The organism is Paenibacillus sp. 01T442, from assembly GCF_056398345.1.
This window is the reverse complement of the sequence record NZ_JBFTPF010000026.1, coordinates 23,118-47,759: the sequence shown is the minus strand read 5'-3', so window position 1 is coordinate 47,759 and position 24,642 is coordinate 23,118. Positions and strand designations below refer to the sequence as shown.

The 24,642-nt window shown below is 45.6% G+C and carries 21 protein-coding genes; 19 read left to right on the top strand and 2 right to left on the bottom strand.

Going from position 1 to position 24,642, the window contains the following annotated elements; translation table 11 throughout:
* Window positions 1–24: 24 nt before the first annotated feature.
* From AC1DLM_RS19680 to AC1DLM_RS19640, 9 genes are all read left to right on the top strand, one after another.
* Entirely contained in the window at window positions 25–1,464 is a 1,440-nt protein-coding gene (locus tag AC1DLM_RS19680; RefSeq protein ID WP_441986647.1) for a S41 family peptidase, read from the top strand.
* Between the two features lie 4 nt (window positions 1,465–1,468).
* On the top strand, window positions 1,469–3,574 hold the full coding sequence (mutL, locus tag AC1DLM_RS19675; RefSeq protein WP_441986646.1) for a DNA mismatch repair endonuclease MutL: 2,106 nt from the start codon (window positions 1,469–1,471) through the stop codon (window positions 3,572–3,574).
* A 4-nt stretch (window positions 3,575–3,578) separates the two neighbouring features.
* Entirely contained in the window at window positions 3,579–4,355 is a 777-nt protein-coding gene (locus tag AC1DLM_RS19670; RefSeq protein ID WP_441986645.1) for a class I SAM-dependent methyltransferase, read from the top strand.
* Complete coding sequence (miaA, locus tag AC1DLM_RS19665) at window positions 4,346–5,317, top strand: tRNA (adenosine(37)-N6)-dimethylallyltransferase MiaA (RefSeq protein WP_477570928.1); 972 nt, start codon at window positions 4,346–4,348, stop codon at window positions 5,315–5,317. The genes AC1DLM_RS19670 and miaA overlap by 10 nt, the downstream gene beginning before the upstream one ends.
* Before the next feature lie 191 nt (window positions 5,318–5,508).
* Window positions 5,509–5,748 (top strand): RNA chaperone Hfq, encoded by a 240-nt coding sequence (gene hfq, locus AC1DLM_RS19660; protein ID WP_056620871.1) that lies wholly within the window; start codon window positions 5,509–5,511, stop codon window positions 5,746–5,748.
* 176 nt (window positions 5,749–5,924) lie between these two features.
* A complete protein-coding gene (locus tag AC1DLM_RS19655; RefSeq protein WP_477570910.1) occupies window positions 5,925–8,504 on the top strand; it encodes a transglycosylase domain-containing protein in 2,580 nt (859 codons plus the stop codon).
* A 77-nt stretch (window positions 8,505–8,581) separates the two neighbouring features.
* On the top strand, window positions 8,582–9,319 hold the full coding sequence (locus tag AC1DLM_RS19650; protein ID WP_477570909.1) for a peptidylprolyl isomerase: 738 nt from the start codon (window positions 8,582–8,584) through the stop codon (window positions 9,317–9,319).
* A gap of 44 nt (window positions 9,320–9,363) precedes the next feature.
* Complete coding sequence (locus AC1DLM_RS19645) at window positions 9,364–10,023, top strand: alpha/beta hydrolase (protein WP_477570908.1); 660 nt, start codon at window positions 9,364–9,366, stop codon at window positions 10,021–10,023.
* A 5-nt stretch (window positions 10,024–10,028) separates the two neighbouring features.
* Window positions 10,029–10,742: a YdcF family protein gene (locus AC1DLM_RS19640; protein WP_477570907.1), complete on the top strand. Its 714-nt coding sequence runs from the start codon at window positions 10,029–10,031 to the stop codon at window positions 10,740–10,742.
* 54 nt (window positions 10,743–10,796) lie between these two features.
* On the opposite strand, the gene AC1DLM_RS19635 is transcribed toward AC1DLM_RS19640, so the two are convergent.
* Both AC1DLM_RS19635 and AC1DLM_RS19630 read right to left on the bottom strand, forming a co-directional pair.
* A complete protein-coding gene (locus AC1DLM_RS19635) occupies window positions 10,797–11,663 on the bottom strand; it encodes an SDR family oxidoreductase (RefSeq protein WP_441986639.1) in 867 nt (288 codons plus the stop codon).
* Window positions 11,664–11,697: 34 nt separating this feature from the next.
* Complete coding sequence (locus AC1DLM_RS19630) at window positions 11,698–12,504, bottom strand: GNAT family N-acetyltransferase (RefSeq protein ID WP_477570906.1); 807 nt, start codon at window positions 12,502–12,504, stop codon at window positions 11,698–11,700.
* A 122-nt stretch (window positions 12,505–12,626) separates the two neighbouring features.
* Here AC1DLM_RS19630 and AC1DLM_RS19625 point away from each other — a divergent pair, with 122 nt between their 5' ends.
* The 10 genes from AC1DLM_RS19625 (at window position 12,627) to glnA (ending at window position 24,057) form a co-directional block, all read left to right on the top strand.
* The gene (locus AC1DLM_RS19625) at window positions 12,627–13,100 is read left to right on the top strand and encodes a GNAT family N-acetyltransferase (RefSeq protein ID WP_441986637.1); all 474 of its coding nucleotides are present in this window, start codon (window positions 12,627–12,629) and stop codon (window positions 13,098–13,100) included.
* A 19-nt stretch (window positions 13,101–13,119) separates the two neighbouring features.
* Window positions 13,120–14,127, top strand: coding sequence for a lipoate--protein ligase (locus AC1DLM_RS19620; protein WP_441986636.1), 1,008 nt, complete (start codon window positions 13,120–13,122; stop codon window positions 14,125–14,127).
* Window positions 14,128–14,247: 120 nt separating this feature from the next.
* A complete protein-coding gene (locus tag AC1DLM_RS19615) occupies window positions 14,248–15,225 on the top strand; it encodes an AAA family ATPase (protein ID WP_477570905.1) in 978 nt (325 codons plus the stop codon).
* A gap of 184 nt (window positions 15,226–15,409) precedes the next feature.
* Window positions 15,410–16,897: an FTR1 family iron permease gene (locus AC1DLM_RS19610; RefSeq protein WP_477570904.1), complete on the top strand. Its 1,488-nt coding sequence runs from the start codon at window positions 15,410–15,412 to the stop codon at window positions 16,895–16,897.
* 26 nt (window positions 16,898–16,923) lie between these two features.
* On the top strand, window positions 16,924–18,090 hold the full coding sequence (locus AC1DLM_RS19605) for an imelysin family protein (RefSeq protein ID WP_477570903.1): 1,167 nt from the start codon (window positions 16,924–16,926) through the stop codon (window positions 18,088–18,090).
* Window positions 18,091–18,109: 19 nt separating this feature from the next.
* On the top strand, window positions 18,110–19,375 hold the full coding sequence (efeB, locus tag AC1DLM_RS19600; protein ID WP_477570902.1) for an iron uptake transporter deferrochelatase/peroxidase subunit: 1,266 nt from the start codon (window positions 18,110–18,112) through the stop codon (window positions 19,373–19,375).
* 210 nt (window positions 19,376–19,585) lie between these two features.
* Window positions 19,586–20,914 (top strand): GTPase HflX, encoded by a 1,329-nt coding sequence (gene hflX, locus AC1DLM_RS19595; protein ID WP_477570901.1) that lies wholly within the window; start codon window positions 19,586–19,588, stop codon window positions 20,912–20,914.
* Between the two features lie 22 nt (window positions 20,915–20,936).
* The gene (locus AC1DLM_RS19590) at window positions 20,937–22,166 is read left to right on the top strand and encodes a methionine gamma-lyase family protein (RefSeq protein ID WP_477570900.1); all 1,230 of its coding nucleotides are present in this window, start codon (window positions 20,937–20,939) and stop codon (window positions 22,164–22,166) included.
* Between the two features lie 95 nt (window positions 22,167–22,261).
* Entirely contained in the window at window positions 22,262–22,672 is a 411-nt protein-coding gene (locus AC1DLM_RS19585; protein WP_047676992.1) for a MerR family transcriptional regulator, read from the top strand.
* A 56-nt stretch (window positions 22,673–22,728) separates the two neighbouring features.
* Window positions 22,729–24,057 (top strand): type I glutamate--ammonia ligase, encoded by a 1,329-nt coding sequence (gene glnA, locus AC1DLM_RS19580; RefSeq protein WP_477570927.1) that lies wholly within the window; start codon window positions 22,729–22,731, stop codon window positions 24,055–24,057.
* The last annotated feature ends 585 nt before the right edge of the window (window positions 24,058–24,642 follow it).

Below are 24,642 nucleotides of genomic sequence, written 5' to 3'. Positions count from 1 at the left end.
CACTACTGGAACGGAGATATGCATATGAGTTTCTCACCATTGAATAAGAAAGCAGTTAAAGCAACTCTGGCACTCGCATCGGCTCTAGCCGTCGTTATGCCTGCAAGTGCCATGGCAGATGAGGATCTACAGACCGTTCTCGTACGAAAGACACTTGTCGAAAACCATGTGAGCGGCGTTTCCCTAGAGTCTTTGGCAAATCAGAGCATTGAACAGATGATTGCTGGTTTGAAGGATCCGTATACGGTACTTTTCACACCTCAGGATTACGGTCAATTCTCGAATAGCCTTGAAAATAGCTTTGAAGGCATTGGCTGTGTTATTGGTCTTGATGACCAGGGTGTATATGTGTCGAGAACAATCCCAGGTTCCCCAGCAGAAGCTGCTGGGCTGCAGCCTGATGATTATATCCGAGCTGTAGATGGTGTTGCCGCTTCGACGACTTCAATTGATGCTGTTCGGAGTAAAATCATTGGAGTCGCGGGGACCAAAGTAAAGGTTACCGTGTTGCGCGGGGATAAAGAAATAACGTTCGAACTTACTCGCCAAGCTGTAAATTCGCCCGAAGTGTATAGCAAAAGCTTTACAAATGGCGTTGGTTACGTACAAATCACGGACTTTTCAGATGAAGCGGATGAAGAATTTGATAAACAACTAAATGCGCTGCAAGCCAAAGGACTGAAGTCATTGATCCTAGATGTTCGTGATAATCCCGGCGGATATCTAGAAACGGCACGTAATATTGCTAAGCATTTTGTAAAAGAAGGCGTCCTCATTCATACCCAGAACCGTGATGGTGTGGATGATCCAGTGACTTTTCAAGATGGAAGTCCGCTGGGGATTCCTGTTTATATTTTAGCAAATGAGAATAGTGCAAGTGCTTCAGAGGTGCTTTCGGGTGCTTTACAGGACTACGGAGTTGGGAAAGTGATTGGTATGCAAACATTTGGTAAAGGAAGCGTTCAGCAGCTTTTCGAGCTTCCCGATCAAAGTGTATTGAAGGTCACAGTTGAAGAATACTTAACACCCAAAATGCGAAAAGTGAACAAAGTAGGCATTACTCCGGACTTGAAGGTTGATGGTGTATCGGCACAGCTAATTACAGCACTTCATGAAACAGGTATTTCGGATATCCAAGTGTCGTTTACCAAACATAATGTTACGTTTAACGGTGTTGACGTTGGCTATGGCTTCGGCAGCTTTAGTGAGAAAGGTAAGTTCTATGCTTCGGCACGTGGGCTAGCTGCTCTTATCGGGGCCAAAATTACATGGAATGATCCGAATCGCACCGTGGATATCACGGATAGCAAGGGAACACATGCGTTTGCGATTGATTCCGATAAGTTGATGATTGTCAACGGTATGAGCTACGTGAATGTTGATGTATTTGATGATTATTTTCCACAGTTGAAGGTCACTCATCAAGGGGAGAACGTTTCAATTCAGGCTACAAAGGGGAATTAAGACGATGGGGAAAATTCAGCTCTTAAGCGAGCATATTGCGAACCAAATTGCAGCAGGTGAAGTGGTGGAGCGACCTTCATCGGTCGTGAAAGAGCTGGTTGAGAACTCGGTTGATGCGGGGAGTACCCGTGTTGACGTCACGATTGAAGAAGGTGGCTTAACCTTAATTCGGGTATCCGATAACGGCTCGGGCATGGCTCTTGAGGATTGTGAATTAGCTTTCCAACGGCATGCTACGAGTAAAATTGCAACGAGCAAGGATCTGTTCTCGATCCGCACGCTGGGCTTTCGTGGTGAAGCCCTGCCAAGTATTGCTTCTGTCTCCAGGCTAGAGTGTGTTACTAGTGCGACGAATGATGGGTTGGGCCGTAAAATCACCATCGAGGGCGGCACGATTCGTGCTGTGGAAGAAACAGCCGCATCGCGTGGTACAGAAGTGACAGTACGTGATTTGTTTTATAACACGCCAGCTAGATTGAAATATATGAAAACGATCCAGACGGAGCTTGGGCATATTTCTGATTATTTATATCGTCTTTCGCTCGCTCATCCTGGTATTGCTTTCACCTTGAAGCATAATGGCAATGTTTTGCTCCAAACGTTAGGCAACGGGGATCTGCTCCAAGTCATTGCCGGCATCTATGGCACAGCGATTGCCAAGCAAATGCTTCCAATCCAAGTGGAAAGCTTGGATTATACCATCTCGGGCTTCGTCGCCAAGCCCGAAATGACGCGCGCGAATCGCGGTGGCATATCGACCATCGTTAATGGTCGATATGTGCGCAACTTCGCGCTGAATCATGCCCTGCTGCAAGGGTATCACACCCTGCTGCCGATCAATCGCTTTCCCGTTGCCGCGCTGCACATCGGGATGGACCCTGCGCTTGTGGATGTCAACGTGCATCCATCCAAGTTGGAGGTCCGCTTCAGTAAGGAAGCGGAGTTAACGGCATTGATCGAAGCCGAGGTGAAACGGCTATTCGGTAGACAAGTGCTGATACCTACGGGAGTTAAGGCATCGGCCCCGAAAGGCGCTTACGTACAGGAACAATTAGAGCTCACACGTACCGTGGAGCCGCTAAAGGAAACCCGTAGTCCATCGATGGAGCTGGATGCGGAGTTCTATAAGGATCACAAGGATGCTGAGGTTTCCAAAGATTCGAAGGGGTTGCAGACTTTTCATGAATTGGATGGCTTGAAGGAATCAAGTTCTAATCAGAGGAAGGATGACACGCAGTGGTTGCCGCCTCAGATCAAAGAAGCTGCTCCTGACTATCGGAAGGAAGCGCCCTTTCCTTCAACACAACCTTTGCAAAAGCAGCAGCCTGAGGTATCCTTTTCGAGTGCCATTTCACCTTCAGATCGTGGATTTGCAACCAAAAGTACGCCAACGGTTAGTCAGAGCTACACGCCTGTGCGCGATGCATCATTTCGAAGCACTTCTATTCAACAACAACGTCGCACGAATGAGGCATTTATGGATTTGATGCCTTCGAATGAGGACAGTGATGCACCTAGGCTCCCAACGTTTCCTCGTTTGGATCCGATCGGACAAATGCATGGCACCTATTTGATTGCGCAGAATGAGACAGGGTTGTATTTAATCGATCAACATGCAGCACATGAACGTATTAACTATGAATATTTTTATGAGCATTTTGGCAATCCTGCTGAGGCGAGCCAAGAATTGCTCGTTCCGATTACATTGGAATTTACTCCTTCTGAAGCGGGGGTTATTGCGGATAAGCTAGCCTTGTTTGAACAAGTTGGCGTGTATATGGAAGCCTTTGGCGGCAACACGTTCCTCGTACGTGCGCATCCTCATTGGTTCCCTTCAGGGGAAGAGAAGGCTATCGTCGAAGAGATGTGTGAGCTCATTATTTCGGATCGTAAAGCTTTGGATATCGCCAAACTGCGAGAGAAAGCAGCGATAATGTGCTCGTGTAAGGCATCGATCAAAGCGAATCAAAGCCTTGGTATATTGGAGATGGAGACTTTAATTGATCGTCTCGCAGGCTGTCGAAATCCATATACGTGTCCACACGGACGACCGATTGTAGTAAGTTTTACAACTTATGAGTTAGAAAAAATGTTTAAGCGAGTGATGTAACCCTGTGCTAGTAACAACTTCGTATAACCCGTCTGCTGGATTGCTGGCGGAAGCCGCACGCTTATCCGAATTATACGGGGGCCGAAATGTGCCCCGGAAGAAGTATTCTTTGGAACATCTTAGGAGAAATTATAAGGATAGTTCTGTTCTGCTTGTGACAAGGGAAGAGATCAGGTACTATGAAGAAGACCACCCAGCAACTTTTTTCCATCCAAGTATGTCTCTCGTTCGTGTCAAACGGATGCAGAGGGGGGAGCCTGATTTACTCATAGAGGCATCAGGAGCCGTTTCCGGCGACCGTGTCGTGGATTGTACAGCGGGGCTTGCGTCGGATGCCATCGTCTTCTCCTATGTGGTCGGTATGGTAGGGCATGTAACAGCGCTTGAAAGTGAAAAGATCCCAGCCATGCTGATTCAAGAAGGCTTGGTGCAGTATCAGTCGGAAATACCGGAATTGAATGCTGCAATGAGACGCATTGAGGTTAGGCACACGCATCACCTATCCTATTTGCAGCAGTTAGACACGCAGAGTGTGGATGTGGTCTATTTTGATCCCATGTTTCGCAGTCCGATTGAGGAATCGCATGCGATATCCCCACTTCGGCATCGTGCGAACGATGAAGCCGTTAGCTTGGCTTCGATCGCTGAAGCAAGACGCGTTGCACGCAAAAGTATTGTGCTTAAGGAAAACCGTGACAGTTCTGAGTTTGCTCGGCTAGGGTTCGAGCATGTGTTACGTTCAACAACGAAAACAACGTATGGAGTGATTCGATTGTGTTAGCCCCATCAGCCAAGCCGAAATTACTCGTGCTACTTGGTCCAACCGCTGTTGGCAAGACCAAGCTCAGCTTGGAAATTGCTCAGCGCTTCGATTGTGAAATTATTTCTGGTGATTCGATGCAGGTGTATCGTGGCATGGACATTGGAACCGCCAAAGCGAGCGAGGCGGAGCAGCAAATCGTCCMGCATCATCTAATTGATATTCATGATCCGTCGTATTCGTTTTCTGCAGCCGAGTTTCAAGAGCGAGTAAAAGGATTGATTCAAGACATCCACTCGCGCGGCAAGCTACCTTTTATCGTAGGTGGCACAGGATTATATATCGAATCGGTATGCTATGATTATCAATTTACGGATGTCAGCATGGATGAGGAATTCAGGTTATTGCAGGAAGAATTTGCAAATACGCATGGGGAAGAAGCTCTACATGCCAAGTTGCGGGAAATTGATCCTGAGAGTGCCAACCGTCTGCACGCGAATGATCGCAGGCGCGTCATACGAGCACTTGAGATTTTCCATATATCTGGAGAAACCATGACCGCTCATTTGGCCTCCCAGAAAAAAGAATCTCCCTACGAACTATGTATCATTGGACTCACGATGGACCGAGCCCTGCTATATCAGCGGATTGAAGAACGCATCGATGCGATGATTCAGGAAGGGTTGGTCGAAGAGGTACAAGCGCTTCTTGCTGCTGGCACCCCAAAGTCAGCCATTTCGATGCAAGCACTTGGTTATAAAGAGATCGTCAGTTATTTGGAGCATGAGCTCAGCTTCGAAGATGCCGTAATCTTGCTCAAGCGGGATACACGTCGATTTGCGAAGCGTCAATTGTCTTGGTTTAGGCACATGAAGGACATTGATTGGGTTGATGTGACAGATACAGCAAATTTTTCTGCCCATTTCGAAATGATTAGTGATATACTAGCAGGAAAGTTTGTACTTAAAATAGAATATAATTAACAAATATCACCAATGATAAAAACTTCTATCGAAGTCATTTCGAAGATGAGCGACCGCGTTTAGAGGTTGTTTTTATCGCCAATAGGAACGTTTGTTACGCACTTTATTGCTTAACAAAGGCAAACTTTCCTATGTGGTAAAAAATAGCGCCGTTTGGGCGAAAGTTTCATTCCATTAAGGGGRACATACTGATGAACCGATCCATTAATATTCAGGACAATTTTCTAAATCAGCTGCGTAAAGAAAGCATTCCCGTAACCGTTTATTTAACGAATGGCTTTCAAATTAGAGGACTTATTCGTGCATTTGATAACTTCACGATCATCATTGACAGCGAAGGCCGTCAACAAATGGTGTACAAGCATGCGATCTCTACCTTCACACCACAGCGTGCTGTTTCGTTAATGGCGGCTGCAGAAGCAACGGAATAATCTGTATATCGCTTCAATTTGCAACTTTTTAATGGACTGAAACGTCTAACCGAATAGAAACTTTTGGGAGCAACCTTGTATAAAGGTTGTTCTTTTGTTGGAATTTGGTCGATTTTTCATTGGGCTTGATAAATCGACGATCTAGAGAGAAACGAAACGTAAGGGAGTTGGTGAATTTGGATAAGAAACCTACGAGACATCCATCCGCGCCGCAAACCAAGCCAAGGGAGTCTAAACCAAGCCAGAACAAGGGCCCCAAGAAGAARAAATTCAATGCACGTAAGCTCATTATGGGTTCCATCATTGCCGCAATTGTCGCTGTGATTTGCGCAACGGGGATATATATTGTTGTCATCATGAGCGGCTTCAAAATCCTGGATGCAAATATTGATAAAATTAGTTCCACAACAGAGTCGACCCTTATTTATGCGCAAGAGGAAGGGAAAGATAAGGATGGGAAAGAAAAACCTGCCACGGAGATATCCAAAATTTATCGCGGTGAAAATCGGGAAAGCGTCAATATCAAAGATGTTCCGGAACGGTTGAAGCAAGCTTTTATCGCCACGGAGGATCGTCGTTTTAATGAACACTCAGGTGTTGATTTGAGAGCTATCGGGCGTGCGCTTGTCACAGATATTATTCATATGTCTGCAGTTGAAGGTGGCAGTACGATCACGCAACAGCTTGCCAAGAACGTATTCCTAAGCTCAGAGAAAACAGCCTTCCGGAAAGGTACGGAAATGTCGATTGCATTTGCGTTGGATGAGCGATTTACGAAGGATGAAATTCTGGAGAAATATTTGAACCGAATCTTCTTCGGAAGTAACGCTTACGGGATTAAGGCAGCAGCCAAGGTTTACTTTAACAAATCCAATTTGAACGAATTGGAAGTATGGGAAATGGCGACACTTGCCGCACTACCCAAAGCACCTTCCCGCTACTCGCCATTAACCCACCCTGATTTATCGAAAGAACGTCGAGCAGTTGTCCTACGGCTGATGACGGATCAGGGTTATATTACGGAGGCTGAGCGTGCTAAAGCCGCTGATGTCGATTACGTGCCGCCTGTATCGACAAGTACGGGAGGGACGAAACAGTATGCTTCGTTCGTGGACTATGTGGTTAATGAAGCAGAGGACATGTACGGTATTGAAGAAGATGAGCTACTAACCAAAGGATACCGTATTTACACAACGATGGATATTAAAGCTCAGCAAACCATCGAGCAAACCTACGCAGATCCGAGTTTCTTCCAAAAGGATGCAGCAGATGGTCAGAAAATTCAAAGCTCCATGGTTATACTGGATAATAAAACCGGCGGTATCATGGGATTAATCGGTGGCAGGGATTATAAAACAAAAGGGTTCAGCCGTGTTTATTCTAAAAGGCAGCCAGGTTCGTCTTTTAAACCAATTGCGGTCTATGCACCTGCTTTAGATAGTGGGAAATATACACCGTATTCGTTGTTAGATGATACACAGACGTCTTTCGGATCGTACACACCACAAAACTATGATCGCCAAACACATGGCCAGGTTACTATGTTCGATGCCGTTAAGAAATCCTACAATCTTGCACCTGTCTGGTTATTAAACCAAATCGGTGTGAATACGGGGATTGCATTTGCGAATAAACTAGGAACCACCTTAAATCCACAGAAAGATAAGAATTTAGCGATTGCGCTAGGTGGTCTTACTGACGGTGTATCGCCATTGCAAATGGCTGGAGCCTATACAGCTTTTGCAAACCAAGGTTCGCAAAATAAAACACATGCCATTTTGCGCATTACAGACGCCCAAGGTAAAGAAATTGCCGCTTATAAGCCTGAGAAAAAGCAAGTTATGCAGCCAAAGACTTCCTACTATATGACCCTGCTGCTGCAAGGTGTTGTGGAGACGGGCGGTACGGGTGTGAAAGCGAAGTTCAATCGTCCAGTTGCTKGGAAAACAGKGTCAACAGGACTTGATATTAAGGGCATTGAACAGTACGATCGAGATGTATGGTTCGTTGGCTATACCCCTGAATGGACTGCGGCCGTATGGGAAGGCTTCGATAAAGTCGATTCCAAACATTATGTGACGGTGGGTAGCGGCAGCACTGCCGCCATTTTCAAGACTGTCATGTCCAAAGCTCTAGACGGCAAGCCAATTACAAACTTCGTTAAGCCTGCCAATGTGGAAGATTTGAAGGAACCGCCTAGTGGAATCTCAGATGTTACGGCTACTTATATACCGGAGTCAAAGCGTGTTAAGATTGCATGGACATCTCTGGGAGAGAAAGTTAGCTACGAAGTGTATCGTAAAGGCGCGACTGAGGCTGAAGCGAAAATGATTGTTCAAACACCTAAAGTGCTGGTCGAGGACACGACAATAAATAGCGGTGAAACCTATCAATATTATGTGGTTCCGCTGGCGAACGAATCGAATACACCAGGTGCGAAGTCGAATATCGCGACTGTTGAAATTCCGAAGGATGATTCGCTTCCGAATGGTGGTATTCCATCACCATCCCCATCGGTTTCGCCGTCACCATCGCCTGGGAACGGGGGGGATAATCCTAATCCATCCCCATCACCTAGCKGGAAGCCAGGCCCTTCGACAACTCCAGGAGCAACGATTAAACCTGGCACAGGAACGGAAACAGGTCCAAGCCCAACACCAGAACCTAGCCCATCCATAAGTCCAAAACCGAGTCCAACGCCGACGCCATCACCGGTAAATAAGCCGATTGACGAGAAACTGAAGATCGGTAATTAACTAGCATTGCGAGCATAATAAGGCCCAGAAAGGGCCTTATAGCTCCATCAAACAAATTCAAACTGGAGGACCATTCAATGAAACTAGCCACTAAATCCATGAAGTCCAAAACGCTAATCACTGCTTCCTTGCTTACATTAACCCTAATCGCATCCGCGTGCGGCAATAAACCTACGGAAACAACTGGCGGCACGGCAACGCCTGCTTCTAACACTACAGCACCAACATCATCTGCAACAGCAACAGCAACACCTGCGGCATCGACATCGGCATCAGCAGGCAAGCAATGGAGCAAAGCCCCAGATATGATGATTGATACGAACAAATCATATCAGGCTGAAGTAACAACGTCGAAAGGGACGTTTACAATCGACTTGTACGCCAAAGAAGCACCGAAAACGGTGAATAACTTTGTCTTTTTGTCCAAAGAGGGCTTTTATAACAACGTTACGTTTCATCGTATTATCAAAACCTTCATGATCCAAACGGGAGATCCGCAAGGGACAGGCAGAKGGGGCCCAGGCTATAAATTTGCTGATGAACTGAAAACAACGCATAAGTATGAACCGGGTACTGTGGCAATGGCTAACTCAGGTGCGAATACAAATGGCAGCCAATTCTTCATTTGTTCGGGTACGGATTGCGCGAATTTGAACAGTACGCCGAATTATTCAATTTTCGGAAAAGTCACAGCAGACAGTATGGCCACAATTACGAAAATTGCAGAAACACCAGTGGAAATGGGTGGAGAATCCACCCCAAGTAAGCCAAAAGAGAAGGTAACGATTAACACCATTTTAATCAAAGAAAAATAAACTAACATAAACAACGCTTTCATCAAAAGATAGGAGTGGATCTCATGAAACAACCGTGCCTATTGTTCCATGGATTTACAGGTGGACCTTATGAGGTTGAGCCGTTAGCTCGGCATTTACGAGAGCGTGGACAGCTGTGTGAGGTGCCAATCCTACCTTGGAATGGAGAATGCCGTCATCAGCTTCACGCTTCGCGTTGGGAAGATTKGGTGCAGGCAGCCGAATGGCATGCGGCCAAAATGACAGAGACTTATGGCTCCTTTGATATGGTTGGATTTTCTATGGGAGGTCTATTGGCAGCCTACTTATCGGTTCGTTACCCTATTCGTAAACTCATTCTGCTAAACACGGCGGTCATTTATGTGAGTCCAGGCCGGCTCTTGAACGTCCTTCGTGAGGAATGGAAGTATCAACGTAAAATTAGTTTCATCAAGGGGAAATCAACACCATTGGTGGCGACCTGGCAGTTTACGAGGCTTGTCCGACATCTGAAGCCGGAGCTTAGCCTTGTCAATAAGCCTACCCTTATTGCACAAGCGGAACGAGATCAAGTGATTCATCCGCAGAGTGCACGGTATATATATAGCAAGCTCAGAGGGCAGCGAGAGCTTCACTGGCACGCCAAATCAGATCATTTAATCTGTTTGAGCGAGGACGCCCCAGCCTTATTTCGGCAGGTAAGTACATTTCTGGATAAGGAGTAGGAAGGATGCCGGCAAAGCCTAGCATGAACAAAAAACAACGCGCCATCGTACCTGCACCAACGAAGAAGAAGGCAAGCACTTCAAAAGGGAAAACACCATCTAAGTTGTACCGCATATTTGTAAGGACGTTTCAATTCGTGTTGATCTCCTTTGCCTTGCTGGTGAGTTGGGTTGTGTTTATTCAGTGGAAAGTACAGTTAGGCCCMAGTCAATCGAGCTTGCCTAAGCAAGTTGATGTAGGCATTGTATTGGGAGCTTCCCTGCGTAATGATATCCCAAGTCCTGGGCTGCAAGAGCGGCTGGATATGGCTGTGGAGTTGTACAAGCAGGKGCGTTTCAAGCAGCTTATTGTATCTGGTGGTTTGGATCATAATGGTTCTAAGCTGACTGAAGCTGAGGGCATGAGGGACTATTTGGTGAAGAATGGCTTACCTAAGTCAAGCATACTACTTGAGCCTAAGGCAACGAGTACCTATGAGAATTTACTGTTTAGTAAGCAAATTATGGACGAGAAGTCGCTTGTTAGCTCAATTATTATCACCCATAAGTTTCATAGCTCTCGTTCACTTGATATTGCAGAAACGATAGGTTTCAAAGATCCGGTAGTCTCCGGGGCCAAGTCAGAAGTGCTCTTCATGCCTTACCATGATACGCGAGAAACGCTAGCTTACACGAATTGGTATTTAACCAAACTGCAATTGAAGCTCGGACTGAAATGAAGAAAGCATGACAGGGAAGCGGGAAATGCCGCTGCTTGTCATGCTTTCTTTTATTTAGCCATTTACGATGGCTCCACCGTTGATATGAAGAATTTGCCCAGCCATGTATGAGGCGTCTTCACTGGCTAAGAACACATAGCTAGGTGCCAATTCACTGGGCTGTCCGGCCCGTTTCATCGGTGTCGTAGATCCGAAGACTTCAACTTCCTGAGCTGTAAAGGTGGATGGAATTAACGGTGTCCAGATGGGCCCAGGAGCTACACCATTCACCCGAATGCCTTTGGTGTTCAATTGCAAGGAGAGCGAACGCGTGAAGGTGACAATCGCACCTTTCGTTGATGAATAATCAATTAATTGTTCGTGACCGTGGTAAGCAGTAATCGAAGCGGTGTTTATGATCGCACTACCTGGCTTTAGATGAGGAAGGGCGGCTTGCGTCATATAAAAGTAGGAGAAAATATTCGTTCGGAACGTACGTTCAAGCTGCGCTGACGTAATATCCGTTATACTTTTCTGAGGGTGCTGCTCAGCCGCATTGTTCACCAGAATGTCGAGCTTGCCGAACTCTTTGACGACTTGCGCAACAACTTGCTTGCAAAAGCTCTCTTCACCAATGTCACCTGCGACGTGTAGGCACTTTCGACCCGCCTTTTCCACATGACGGTGTGTTTCTTCTGCGTCCTTATGCTCGTTCAGGTAGACGATGATCACATCGGCACCTTCTTTGGCGTAAGCCACGGCAATAGCGCGCCCTATGCCGCTGTCACCTCCAGTGATGATAGCAACTTTATCCTTCAGTTTACCAGCGGGTTTATAGTTCGCATTCTCAAATTCGGGTAGTGGCTTCATTTCCGATTCGATGCCGGGCTGATGGTTCTGATGCTGTGATGGGAAAACAGGTTTTTCCTTAGTGGCAGTCATGTAATCGGCTCCTTTCATCCTAAGAAATTCTTAGTTAGGATGATACAAGATCAGCCAAATCATACTTCACTCTGTAATGATAGCCATATTTCATTTGGTACCCAAGTTTCTCGTATAACGTAACTGCGGGCACATTGTTGGCGATTACTTGCAAATATTGCTGCGTTGCGCCTTGTGTAATGCTCCATGCTGTCATGGCATGAAGAATGGCATAGCCGTATCCCTTGCCGCGGTGTTCTGCGTGTACGATCACATTCACAAAGCCTGCCCATTCTCTTTCAACGATAGCTGTGCCAAGTGCGACAATCTGGCCATGATCTTTCAGTGTAATGAAGGCTTTCGGGGACGGCATTCGGTCACTTAATCCTTGATAAAAGCTTCGACGTTCCTCCGGGTACTGCTCTAAGAAGAGGAAAGCATCTAGCCATTCTTTCGTTACGGATTGTGTAATTTCTAATTCAAGATCCAGTGCTGAAGGATATTGCTTCTTTATGCGTTCTTCAGCGTGTGAAGCCACTTGCTGGGAATCAGCTGTCATCATGTAACAAGGAGTATCTAATTCGTAGCCCTGGTCTTGCAGCAAACTGTCMAATTGATCAGGAGAAGCAGAACTAACATGAAAAATAGCAGGTAACCCATGACTATGGTAAAATTGTTCAACATGCGATAACCAATTGTCATCACGAGGGTAAGAGCCAATAGCAAACACACTGTTTGCGCGTTTCGTTATTCCGTTTGATGCTCGAATGAGCCATTGATCAATCATTGTGTTACTTTCAGCAGGCCAAGTATTTGCAGCTACACGATCAAGATATTCGAAAAAATCATATTCTGTTTGCATGAAAAGTGCCTCCATTCTCGAAAAGCATTACATAAATATACAATTTAATGCATAAAAATTCAAACTAAAAATTGTTGAACTTGCGAAGATCTTACAAGTAGTGTTTGGAGAGGGAGTTGACGATGGAACTACGATTGCGAACGGCCACATGGGAGGACTATGATGCTGTGAATACGATCATCCGTGAAGGTCAGGAAGAACATGCCGAGGCATTGCCAGACCGATTTGCCAAACTTGATCATGTTGTTGCGATGGGTTGGTATCGAAGCTTCTCTGATCGAGCGGACAAAGAGATTATCGTTGCAGAGATTGGACAGGAAGTAGTCGGTGTCGCTATGTTAGAGATGAAGCAAAGTCCAAACTATGAAGCACTTGTGCCGCGTAAATATGCTTATTTAAATGAACTTGCCGTTGCCTCCACACATCAACGTCAAGGAATTGGCAAAAGACTTTATCAGGCTGCTGCTGATTGGGCACGAGCACGCGAAGCCGAATCGCTTGAGTTAAATGTTTGGGAATTTAATGAACGAGCGTTGCTTTTCTATGCATCCCTTGGCATGCAGACATTAAACCGCACCCTTACGACAAATTTATAGAAATAGAAGGAGATTACCTATGCTTTTTATAGATAATGAAGGAATCACGGATCCGAGAATTAATCTGGCTATTGAAGAGTTCGCCTTGCGTAAGCTCCCAGCGGGAGAGAGTTATTTACTCTTTTATATAAACGAACCTTCGATCATCATTGGCAAAAACCAAAATACACTGGAAGAAATTAATCCAGAGTATGTGAAAGCGAATAACCTGCATGTGGTTCGTCGATTGTCTGGTGGAGGTGCGGTCTATCATGATCTGGGGAACTTGAATTTCAGCTTCATCACCCAAGATGACGGGAATTCGTTTCATAATTTTCAGAAGTTTACGGCGCCAGTGGCCCAAGCCTTGCATTCACTTGGGGTTCAAGCTGAATTAACAGGGCGCAATGATATTCAAGTTGGTGAACGCAAAATTTCAGGCAATGCGCAATTTTCCACCAAGGGAAGAATGTTCAGTCATGGGACACTTTTATTCGATTCGGAAATAGAGAATGTCGTTTCAGCACTTCGCGTTGATCCCGATAAAATTCAATCCAAAGGTATTAAGTCGATCCGTAGTCGGGTCGCGAATATTGTGGAATTTCTGAAAGAACCGATTACGATGGCAGAGTTTCGATCTAAGTTGCTTAGTTCTATTTTCGGAGTTGATGCTGAACAAGTACCTAGCTATAAGCTAACAGAGGAAGATTGGGCGCAGATTCATCAGATTTCGAAAGAACGCTATCAGAACTGGGATTGGAATTATGGGAAATCACCTAAAAGCACTGTTCAACATGCCAAAAGAATTGAAGGCGTTGGCAGATTGGATATTCATTTAGACATCGAAGAAGGTCATTTGCAGCATGTTAAAATATTTGGTGATTTCTTCGGTGCCCATGATGTCGCTGAACTTGAACAAATGCTGGTTGGCACGCGGTATGAGGAAAGTGCAGTTCGTGAACGATTGGCAGAAGTGGAACTGAGACGCTATTTCGGAGCTTTGGATAAGGAGACATTCGTGGCCTTACTTATGCTGACTTTGACATAATTCCATGTAAATAAGCAGAGACTACTGTATTCGGACAGAGGCTGCGGTCTAAAATGGCGTTTACAAGCGTAGGATGGTGGATATGCACTAATAAACCATCAAGTAAACGAGGTGATCCTCATGAGTGGTAGAAGCTTGCCATCCAGACAAATCAACATCGTTTTACGGCAGCCGGAACCTGGCAGTCAGCGGCGAACTGTTGAGGGATCCGGTGGGCAGTCAGGCGCTTCGCCCCTTGCCGACGCCGAGCCGATGATCTCTGGCAAAAGGACGCCAATGGAGGGTCCGCTATCGGATGTTTTCAAAKAGCTGAATGGGCTGATTGGTTTAGAAAATGTTAAAGAGCTCGTGCATGAAATTTATGCGCTGCTGCAGATCTCTCAATTTCGAGTTGAAGCCGGACTTATGAGCAATGCTCATGTGTACCATATGATTTTCAAGGGCAGCCCTGGAACTGGGAAGACGACGGTAGCACGATTGTTAGGTCGTATGTTTCATGCGATGGGCGTACTGAGTAAAGGGCATTTCATTGAAGTGGAGCGTGCAGACCTCGTAGGTGAATATATTGGACATACTGCACTAAAAACGCGCGAACTCATGAAAAAAGCGATGGGCGGCGTCCTATTTATTGATGAAGCATATAGCTTGGCACGTGGCGGTGAAAAAGATTTTGGCAAGGAATCGATTGATGCGCTAGTCAAAGGAATGGAAGATAAGAAAAATGATTTCATCCTCATCCTAGCAGGATATAGTGAAGAAATGGAGCAATTCCTAGCAACGAACCCTGGACTTCCTTCACGATTTCCGATTCAAATTGATTTCGAGGATTATGCCATTGATCAATTGATCCAAATTACGGAGTTGATGGCGAAGGATCGGGAATATGTCCTGCTGCCACAAACATTAGCGAAGCTAAAGCAACACCTAGCCGAGGAGAAGGCGATGACCTGGCGTTCTTTCAGCAATGCGAGGTATGTTCGGAATATTTTGGAGAAAGCGATGCGGCATCAAGCTGTACGATTGTTAAGTCAATATGTGAACGCACCATCCAAACTTGAGCTGATGTCGATTCGTCCGGAAGATGTGAAATTTAAATGACAGATCCAAGAGCCAATTAACTTATTTAAGTTAATTGGCTTTTTTTTATGGGAAAGTAATTGACAGTTTAGAGGATCAGAGTAAAATATACAGAGTAACTATTTTGCTGATAATGATTATCAATATTGTTTCTAAATAAAAGTTGGAGCGTGTAATGTTCACCACTCCAAAGGAGTTGTCATGTATGCGGAAAGTTGTTTTAGCCAGTTGGATCGCTATTTTATTGTTTCTATCAGTACCATTGATCGCCTGTGCCAAGCCTCAGGATGATCTAGCCAAGGAAGATGCAGGCATCGTAAGTGCAATTCAAGCTGCAGAAAGCGGAAATATCGAGCAAGCGACGAAGTTGTTTGAAGCTTTTCAAATCAATTGGCTGAACTATGAGGAAGGCATTAAGGCGCAATCCTTGGCAGCATATCAGAAAATCGAAGGTGCAATGGGCGAAGCATCGCTGCAAACGATGAAACAGCCTGTCGATGCTCAGAAACTTGCGGCGAAGTTGAAGGATCTACATAAGTTGAACGCTTATTTCATAGAAGGAGATCTCTCTGCGTTCGGGTCTTCTGCGAATAACGATAGTAAAGTAACCGTTTCATCGCTAGTAACTTTGTTGGAGAATGCATCTGATCAAGTGAAGGAGAAGGATATTGAGGGAGCTTCCGAGAGTATTCAAACGCTTCGTAACTCTTGGTTGCTTATTGAGGGAATCGTATTGACACAGTCCTCAGCCGTGTACACCTCCATGGAGCGAGACATGGTAACAGCGTATGCTCAGCTTTCAGCTAGTCCGGCTCAACTTTCGGATGCCGCTGTGACGATTAGTCGGATGCATGCCGATTTACAACCTTTGGCAGCAAAGACAAGCTACTCCATGCTTGATGCCACGACGATTATCCTTCGGGAAGGGCTTGAGGCCTTGCTAGTCGTTATTGCGTTACTTGGGTTTCTCAAAAAGGCTGGCCACGAAGACAAGAAAAAATGGATTTGGTTTGGCGTGTATGGGGGACTCGTTGTCAGCATGGCACTGGGCATTGTGGTGCAACAGTTATTTTCGGCGAGTGCGTTTGGGAATAACAACTTTCTAATTGCCGGATGTACGGGGATTTTTGCCGCTCTGATGCTCCTGTATATGAGCTATTGGCTGCATAGCAAGTCAAGTATTTCCAATTGGCAATCTTATATTCGTAATCAAAGTGTCAAAGCATTAGCAACTGGCAGCCTGGCTTCGCTTAGCGTGCTTGCTTTTCTAGCTGTTTTCCGTGAAGGGACAGAAACGGTCCTCTTTATGATTGGGATKGCCTCCTCCATTTCATTGGCTTCGCTGCTTGGTGGAATCGGGATTGGTGTAGGTTCGTTGCTCATTATTGCTTTTCTGATTCTGAAAATTGGACTTCGTATCCCGATGCGTCCCTTTTTCTTAATTTCAAGTGTTTTTGTTTTCTACTTATGCTTCAAATTTGCAGGGATGGGCGTTCATGGACTTCAATTAGCCGGTTATTTGCCCGCAACTACAGCCGATTGGCTGCCAAGCTGGGATGCCGTTGCTCTATATCCTACCTTAGAGAGCGCAATCCCACAGTTCCTCCTATTGCTTCTGGCCCTCATTGCAGTGATCAAGGATCGTCTTAAAACCATTTCTAACAGAAATATGTTAGTAAACAATAAATCCTAATTTAAAGAAAAGTGGAGGATTATCCCATGAAAAAAAGTCAACAACTTATTATTTTAGCAGCAGCAACTACACTTGTGCTCGCAGGTTGTGGGAAATCAGAGCCAACTGAGGTCGCAAAAGTGCCATTTAAAGAGGGTTCAACGACTTTAGTAACAAGTGTCGATAGTTTGAAGGGTCAATTAGATGCGTCGAAAGTCAAGGATGCAAAGAAACTTGCCGACCAGCTGGAAGATCAATGGGCAAGCTTCGAGGATGAAGTAAAGCCTAAATTCCCTGAATTATATTTTAAAGTTGAAAAGTTTTTGACACCTCTTGAAGCGGGGTTAAAAGAAGATAAGTTGGATTTCCCTACGCTAACGGCTCTGAATACGAATTTAAAAGCGGCGTTGACGGAGTTGACAACTTCTTTTGCAAATAACAAAGGTGCTATTAATAAAGACGTCATTGAAGCTTCTACTGCGCTGAAGGATGCCGCCAAAGCTTACAATAAATATGTGCAAGACCAAGGTAACCAACTGGTGACAGTGCTCGATCAACTGAATACAGCCATTAAAAGCGGTGATATGAAAAAAGCAACAGAAGCATATGGACTAGCACGTATGCCGTATGAGAGAATTGAGCCAATCATCGAAACATTCAGTGAGCTGGACGGTGTGATGGATGCGCGTGTGGATGATTTTAAAAACGAGAAGGATCCTGCTTTTACAGGGTATCACCGAATTGAATACTTATTGTTTGTGAAGAAAAACATGAAGGATGCCGAGCCATTTGCAGCACGTTTGCTTGAAGATGGTAAGAAAATGCAACAAGCGATTGCAGCAACAACGATTGCTCCTACAGATTTTATCGCAGGCGTTGGAGAATTGATGGAAGAAGCGCAATCCAGCAAAATTACAGGTGAAGAAGAGCGTTGGAGCGGTGCGACAGTGCCGGTGATCCGTGCAAATGTAGAAGGCGCTCAAGCAATCTATGATCTGGTTAAAGCTGAATTGAAGAAGAAAGATGCGGCGTTGGATGAGAAAATCAGTAAGAGCTTAGCAGCCGTTATCGAAACGATGAACACACTTTCGCCTGTTGGCCCAACATGGAATGATTTCGGTAAATTAGAACAAGCCAAACAAGTCGATTTGAAAAATAAGTTAGAAGCTTTGGCTGAACCGCTTGTGAAGATGCCAGGAACGTTAAGTAAATAAAGGGATGAGGTTAAGTGGTATGTCGGACAAAATGAATCGTCGAACCTTCTTAGGAATGACCGCTGCGGGTGCGGCGGGCGTTGTTTTGGGAGATTTGTTGKGGAAGGCACAAGCCGCCATTCCAACGAATAAAGCTACCGCTACCACGACTAGTGAGACGTTGGCTTTCTATGGCACCCATCAAACAGGAGTTGTCACACCTGCACAAAATTTTGCTAATGTGGCGACTTTTGATGTAACGACTAGTGATGTGAAAGAACTGCAAGCACTTATGAAGCAGTGGACGGAGATGGCTGCCACCTTGATGGCAGGTAAACCGTTAGCTGTGGAGCCGCAGGATGGGGCTTTTCCACCAATGGATACAGGCGAGCAGTTTGGTCTTGATACTGGGAAATTAACAATTACATTTGCTGTAGGGGCTTCTCTTTTTGAAAAAGAAGGTGTTGACCGTTTCGGGCTTCGCTCCCGTAAACCGGCAGGATTGACCGAGATGCCGATCTTTCATAAAGATTCACTTCAAGAGCAATTGACTCATGGGGACATTGTTGTTCAAGCATGTGCTGACGATCCGATTATCTGTTTCCATGCGATTCGCAACTTAACGAAGGCGGCTAGAGGCGTTGCTCACTTGCGTTGGCAGCAAACAGGTCAACTTGGCGTGAAAGCGCAAGGAACGAAACGTAATTTATTTGGCTTTAAGGATGGTACGGCTAACCCTGCCTTACAAGATGAGACTTTTATGAAAAATAACGTCTGGATTGATGCTAGCGATAAGGATAGCGCACCGTGGTTAGCAGGCGGAACCTATATGGTTGTTCGTCGCATTCATATGCGAATCGAAACATGGGATCAACAAACCTACTCGGATCAAGAAGAGATCATTGGCCGTCAAAAGGTATCTGGAGCACCCATGGATGGCAAAGCTGAATTCGATACGCCGCAGTTTGCCGCAGACGCCGAAGGCAAGGTGACGGCTTTGGACTCGCATATACGGTTATCTAACCCACGCACTGGTGAAAATTCTGAGCGTGAACGTATTTTGCGGCGCGGATATAATTTTATGGAAAACCTGGACAACGTAGGTCGCATGAATGCCGGATTGTTGTTTGTGTGCTTCAATCGGAATATCCAAACTCAGTTCGAATCGATCCAGAAACGCTTAACGAATCCGAAAATGCCGGATCAAATGCTGGCCTATACGGATACGACTGGCGGAGGGTATTTTGCTGTATTGCCAGGGGTTTCTGCGAAAGGTGCTTATCTTGGGCAGACATTGTTTGAATGAAATAAAGAAGTTGGAACAGGGTTATTCCTCGAGTAGAGTGATCTACTTGTGTGAATGCCCTGTTTTTTGTTAGCAAGATCGTTATAATCGAATTTTCCTGTGTCTCAAATTGACTTTCCTAATCATTTCCTCCACAATGATGAAGGTATAGGCCAATTAGGCCTTATTTCCGTCATTTTAAGCAATTTGCGGGAAGTAAAGGAGACGACTATGAAAACAACTTCACATATGGTAGAAAAAGAAATCGACGACAGAGCGGTGCTCGTCAGTTTGATTACACAGAAGCAGAAGAAAAATGAGCTGCTGGCAGAATATTCGTTGCAAGAACTTGTAAAACTGGCAGAAACGGCTGGCGTTCAAGTGCTGGACACGATGACACAGAACAAAGAAGCTAAGGATACCAAGTGGTTTATTGGGAAAGGGAAAGTTGAAGAGTTAAAGCTGATGTTGGAAGAGCTTGGCGGGAATACGGCGATCTTCGATCAGGAACTATCGGGTGCACAGGTTCGTAACCTGGAAGCAGCACTTGATGTGAAAATTATCGATCGTACACAGCTCATTTTGGATATTTTCGCACAGCGTGCCAAAACACGTGAAGGCATTATCCAGGTAGAATTAGCGCAGTTAAGCTATCTCTTGCCTAGACTGTCTGGACAAGGCAAAAACTTGTCGCGTTTAGGTGGCGGTATCGGGACAAGAGGTCCCGGTGAATCGAAGCTGGAAACGGATCGCCGGCATATCCGGGGACGTATTGACGAACTGAAAGCGCAGCTGGAAGAAGTTGTGCGTCATCGTACTCTGCATCGTGAACGTCGTAAGAAAAGCGGTGTATTTCAAGTTGCTTTAGTTGGGTACACCAATGCAGGGAAGTCTACGTTATTGAAACAATTAACACAAGCAGACGTCTATATTGAGAACCAACTATTCGCTACTTTAGATCCGACGTCTCGGACAATGGTATTGCCAAGCGGCAAGGAAATCGTCCTCACAGATACAGTAGGTTTTATTCAAAATCTACCCCATGATCTAGTCGCTTCGTTCCGCGCCACGTTAGAAGAGGCGAATGAGGCAGATTTGATTCTGCATGTGGTGGATAGCTCTACGGATATGCGTAACGAACAAATGCGTGTTGTTGGAGAGGTACTAGAGCAGTTAGGAGCCCATCAAAAGGAACAGATTACTGTCTTCAACAAAATTGATCTTATCTCAAAAGAAGAGCGGGAATTGCTGTCTGACCAAGGCGAGTTCATGAAGGTGAGTGCTTACGCACCTGAGGATTTAGAACGTCTTCGTTTTACGATTGAAGATAAGCTGATGGGAGATAGCAAAGAGTTCCGCATTCCAGCCAACAAAGGGGATATTATCGCCCTCATGTACCGTATTGGCGAGGTGCTGGAGACGGATGTGGATGGGGAAGACATGGTCTTCAAGGTAAGAGTGAACACGGAGGATTATGTGAAACAAGCTCATTTACTGGTAGATTATGATCAATCAGTATCGAAGCAAGTGCAGGATGAGAACGAGGGAGAGAGCAACTAAGATGCATTTCGGGGAAAAAGTTATGGCCAGAATGGAAAGGGCGGAGCAGCGTGTAGAGAGCGCTTTTCGTCAAATTGAGAAAACTATCGATCTCAATCAATGGAAGGTCATACGTGCTTTCCAAACACATAAAGTAAGTGATTATCATTTTGCTTCTTCAACAGGTTATGGCTACAATGATCGAGGCAGGGAAGTGCTTGACCTCGTCTATGCAGATGCAATGGGAGCAGAAGCAGCACTAGTTCGCCCACATTTTGTATCGGGGACACATACGATCGGTACAGCTTTGTTCGGTGTACTGCGTCCTGGCGAACAACTACTTTACATCACAGGTAAGCCCTATGATACGTTGCACAAGGTCATTGGAAAGCCTGGTGATGGCACAGGCTCATTGCAAGACTTCGGCATCGGCTACGGTGAAGTCGAGCTATTGGAAGACGGCTCGCCGGATTGGTCGGCAATCACGGCAGCCATACAGCCGAACACGAAGGTGATCGGCATCCAGCGTTCACGCGGCTACTCCTGGCGGCCGTCGTTCACGATTGAGCAAATCGGCGAGATGGTCCGATTTGTCAAAGAAATCAACCCAGAGCTCATTGTCTTCGTGGACAATTGCTATGGTGAATTCACAGAGCCGCAGGAGCCGACGCAGGTTGGCGTCGATCTGATAGCCGGCTCACTGATCAAGAACCCCGGCGGCGGCATCGCCCCTTCCGGCGGCTATATCGCCGGGCGACGCGACCTTGTGGAGCTCGCCGCGTACAGATTGACCGCCCCCGGCATTGGGGGCGAGGTTGGGGCCATGCTCGGCGCTACTCGAGCCATGTTTCAAGGGCTATTCCTTGCCCCGCATTTGGTGGGGCAAGCCGTCAAGGGCTCGGTCTTCGCGGCAGCGATATTCGAAGACCTCGGATTTGTCAGCTCACCGCGCTGGGATGCGCAGCGAACGGACTTAATTCAAGCGATCCGCTTCACGTCCGCGGAACATTTGATTACGTTCGTGCAAGGCATTCAGAAGGCATCTGCTGTCGATTCGCATGTCGTACCCGAGCCTTGGGACATGCCTGGGTATGAGCATCCTGTTATCATGGCAGCAGGGACGTTCATCCAAGGTGGCAGCTTAGAGCTGTCAGCGGATGCTCCGATTCGTGAACCTTTTATCGCTTATATGCAAGGCGGCTTGACCTACTCACATTGCAAGTTAGGTGTACTAACCGCTATCCAACATATGGAAGACAAGGGATTGCTGTGAAAATTCAAACTGTGAACAAACCTGACACTCCTTGACACGTTTTTGTTAGAAAGGTACAATGAGAGTGAGGTACTTACTGACCAGGAGTGATTAGCATGAGTGATGAAATACGTAGAAATATGGCGTTATTCCCCATTGGGATCGTCATGAAGCTGACAGATCTAACAGCAAGACAAATTCGTTACTATGAGCAACACGAATTAATCATCCCAGCTAGAACAGCTGGAAATCAACGGCTCTATTCGTTTAATGACGTGGAACGTCTTCTTGAGATTAAAGATTTGATTGAAAAAGGTGTGAACATTGCGGGTATCAAGCAAGTTCTTATCCCTGTGGATAAGGATTCAGAGGATGCAACGATTCTAAACGAGCACACTGAAGTGAAGCGGAAAGAATTAACCGACTCTCAATTGCACAAAATGCTGAAGCAACAATTGATTGGCGGAGGTAAACGCCCGGATCAGGTTTCCTTAATTCAGGGACAGTTGTCCAGATTCTACAAGTAAAATCGGTTGTCAAAACGCTTAACAGTTGAGAGGAGAATGCACACGTGAGCTACAACATTAACTATTCCAAAGAAGATATTCTTCGCATTGCCAAAGCTGAAAACGTTCGCTTTATCCGTTTGCAATTCACAGACTTGATGGGAAGTATTAAGAACGTTGAAATTCCTTTGAGCCAGCTTGAGAAAGCGCTTGATAATAAAATGATGTTCGATGGATCTTCCATCGAAGGGTATGTGCGAATTGAAGAATCGGATATGTATTTGTATCCCGATCTAGATACATGGGTTATTTTCCCATGGGTAACGGAGAGCAAAGTTGCTCGTTTGATCTGCGATATCTATATGCCGGACGGTACGCCGTTCGCTGGAGATCCACGCGCCATTTTGAAAAATGCGTTGAAGCAAGCAGAAGAAATGGGCTACACAGCAATGAACGTTGGACCTGAGCCGGAATTCTTCTTGTTCAAAACAGATGATAAAGGTAATCCAACAACGGAATTGAATGACCAAGGTGGATACTTCGATTTGGCACCGATGGATCTTGGGGAAAACTGCCGTCGTGATATCGTGCTAACGCTGGAAGAAATGGGCTTTGAAATCGAAGCTTCTCACCATGAAGTAGCGCCAGGCCAGCACGAAATCGACTTTAAATATGCAGATGCGATTAAAGCTGCTGACCAAATCCAAACGTTCAAACTGGTTGTGAAAACGGTAGCTAGACAGCATGGTTTGCATGCAACATTTATGCCGAAGCCATTGTTCGGAATGAATGGATCTGGTATGCATTGTCACCAATCCTTGTTCAAAGGTGAGACGAATGCGTTCTACGATGAGAGCGACAAATTAGGCTTGAGCACGGTTGCAAGACAATATATGGCTGGTGTACTTCGTCACGCGCGTTCTTTCGCTGCGATTACGAACCCAACGGTTAACTCATATAAACGTCTAGTTCCTKGTTATGAAGCGCCTTGCTATGTAGCTTGGTCTGCTAGTAACCGCAGCCCAATGATTCGGATTCCAGCTTCCCGCGGTCTAAGCACGCGTGTTGAAGTTCGTAACCCGGATCCAGCGGCAAATCCTTACCTTGCACTTGCGGTTATGCTTGCAGCAGGTTTGGATGGCATTAAGAACAAAATGCAGCTTCCTCCGCCAACAGATCGCAACATTTATGTGATGACGGAAGAAGAGCGTGAAGCTGAAGGCATTCCTAGCTTGCCTCTTAACTTGAAACAAGCACTAGACGAGTTGCTTCGTGACGATGTCGTTTGCGACACACTTGGTGAGCATGCGCTAGCGCATTTCTACGAGTTGAAAGAAATTGAGTGGGATATGTATCGTACGCAAGTTCACCAATGGGAGAGAGATCAATATCTGTCTCTGTACTAAAATGATTAAAACCCTCGGCGCTGTAAGCGTTGAGGGTTTTTCTTTTTGACACTGTTTGAGGCGAGAGATGCTTCTCCATTGGGCGTGGTGATGTGTGGCAGGTTGGTTGCGAGTAGAGTTGCGGGGGGAGAGTTTTGTAATTATCTCGTGTTCCGGCAAATAAATGGATTTTCTACAGTTAAAATTCTGGATTTTCCGATCAAATCCAGAATAGATGGATTACCTACAGTTAATTTTAACCATATTACTCGATTTGATCAAAAGTGGCAGAATTACCTTCATGTTTTCCATCTAAAACGAGTTTTCGAGGAAATTCATCGATAATAGCTGTAGATTTTCCAGTTAATTCAAGTTTGTGCAGCATTACACTAGCCAATCTAAGCTACAACTCTGCTAAAAACGACTGTGTGACGAGAATACGCGTTCGTACCACTCTCATCCACAAAGAATGTTGACCTTCCCGAAGTTCATAACACGTATTCACGAGCGACTTTGATAGAAATCTCCTTATCGAATGCTGTTCATGCTACATTGCCAACCTCTAAGGKGGTATTGTATGATTAGAAGGACAACTAGATACTTAAC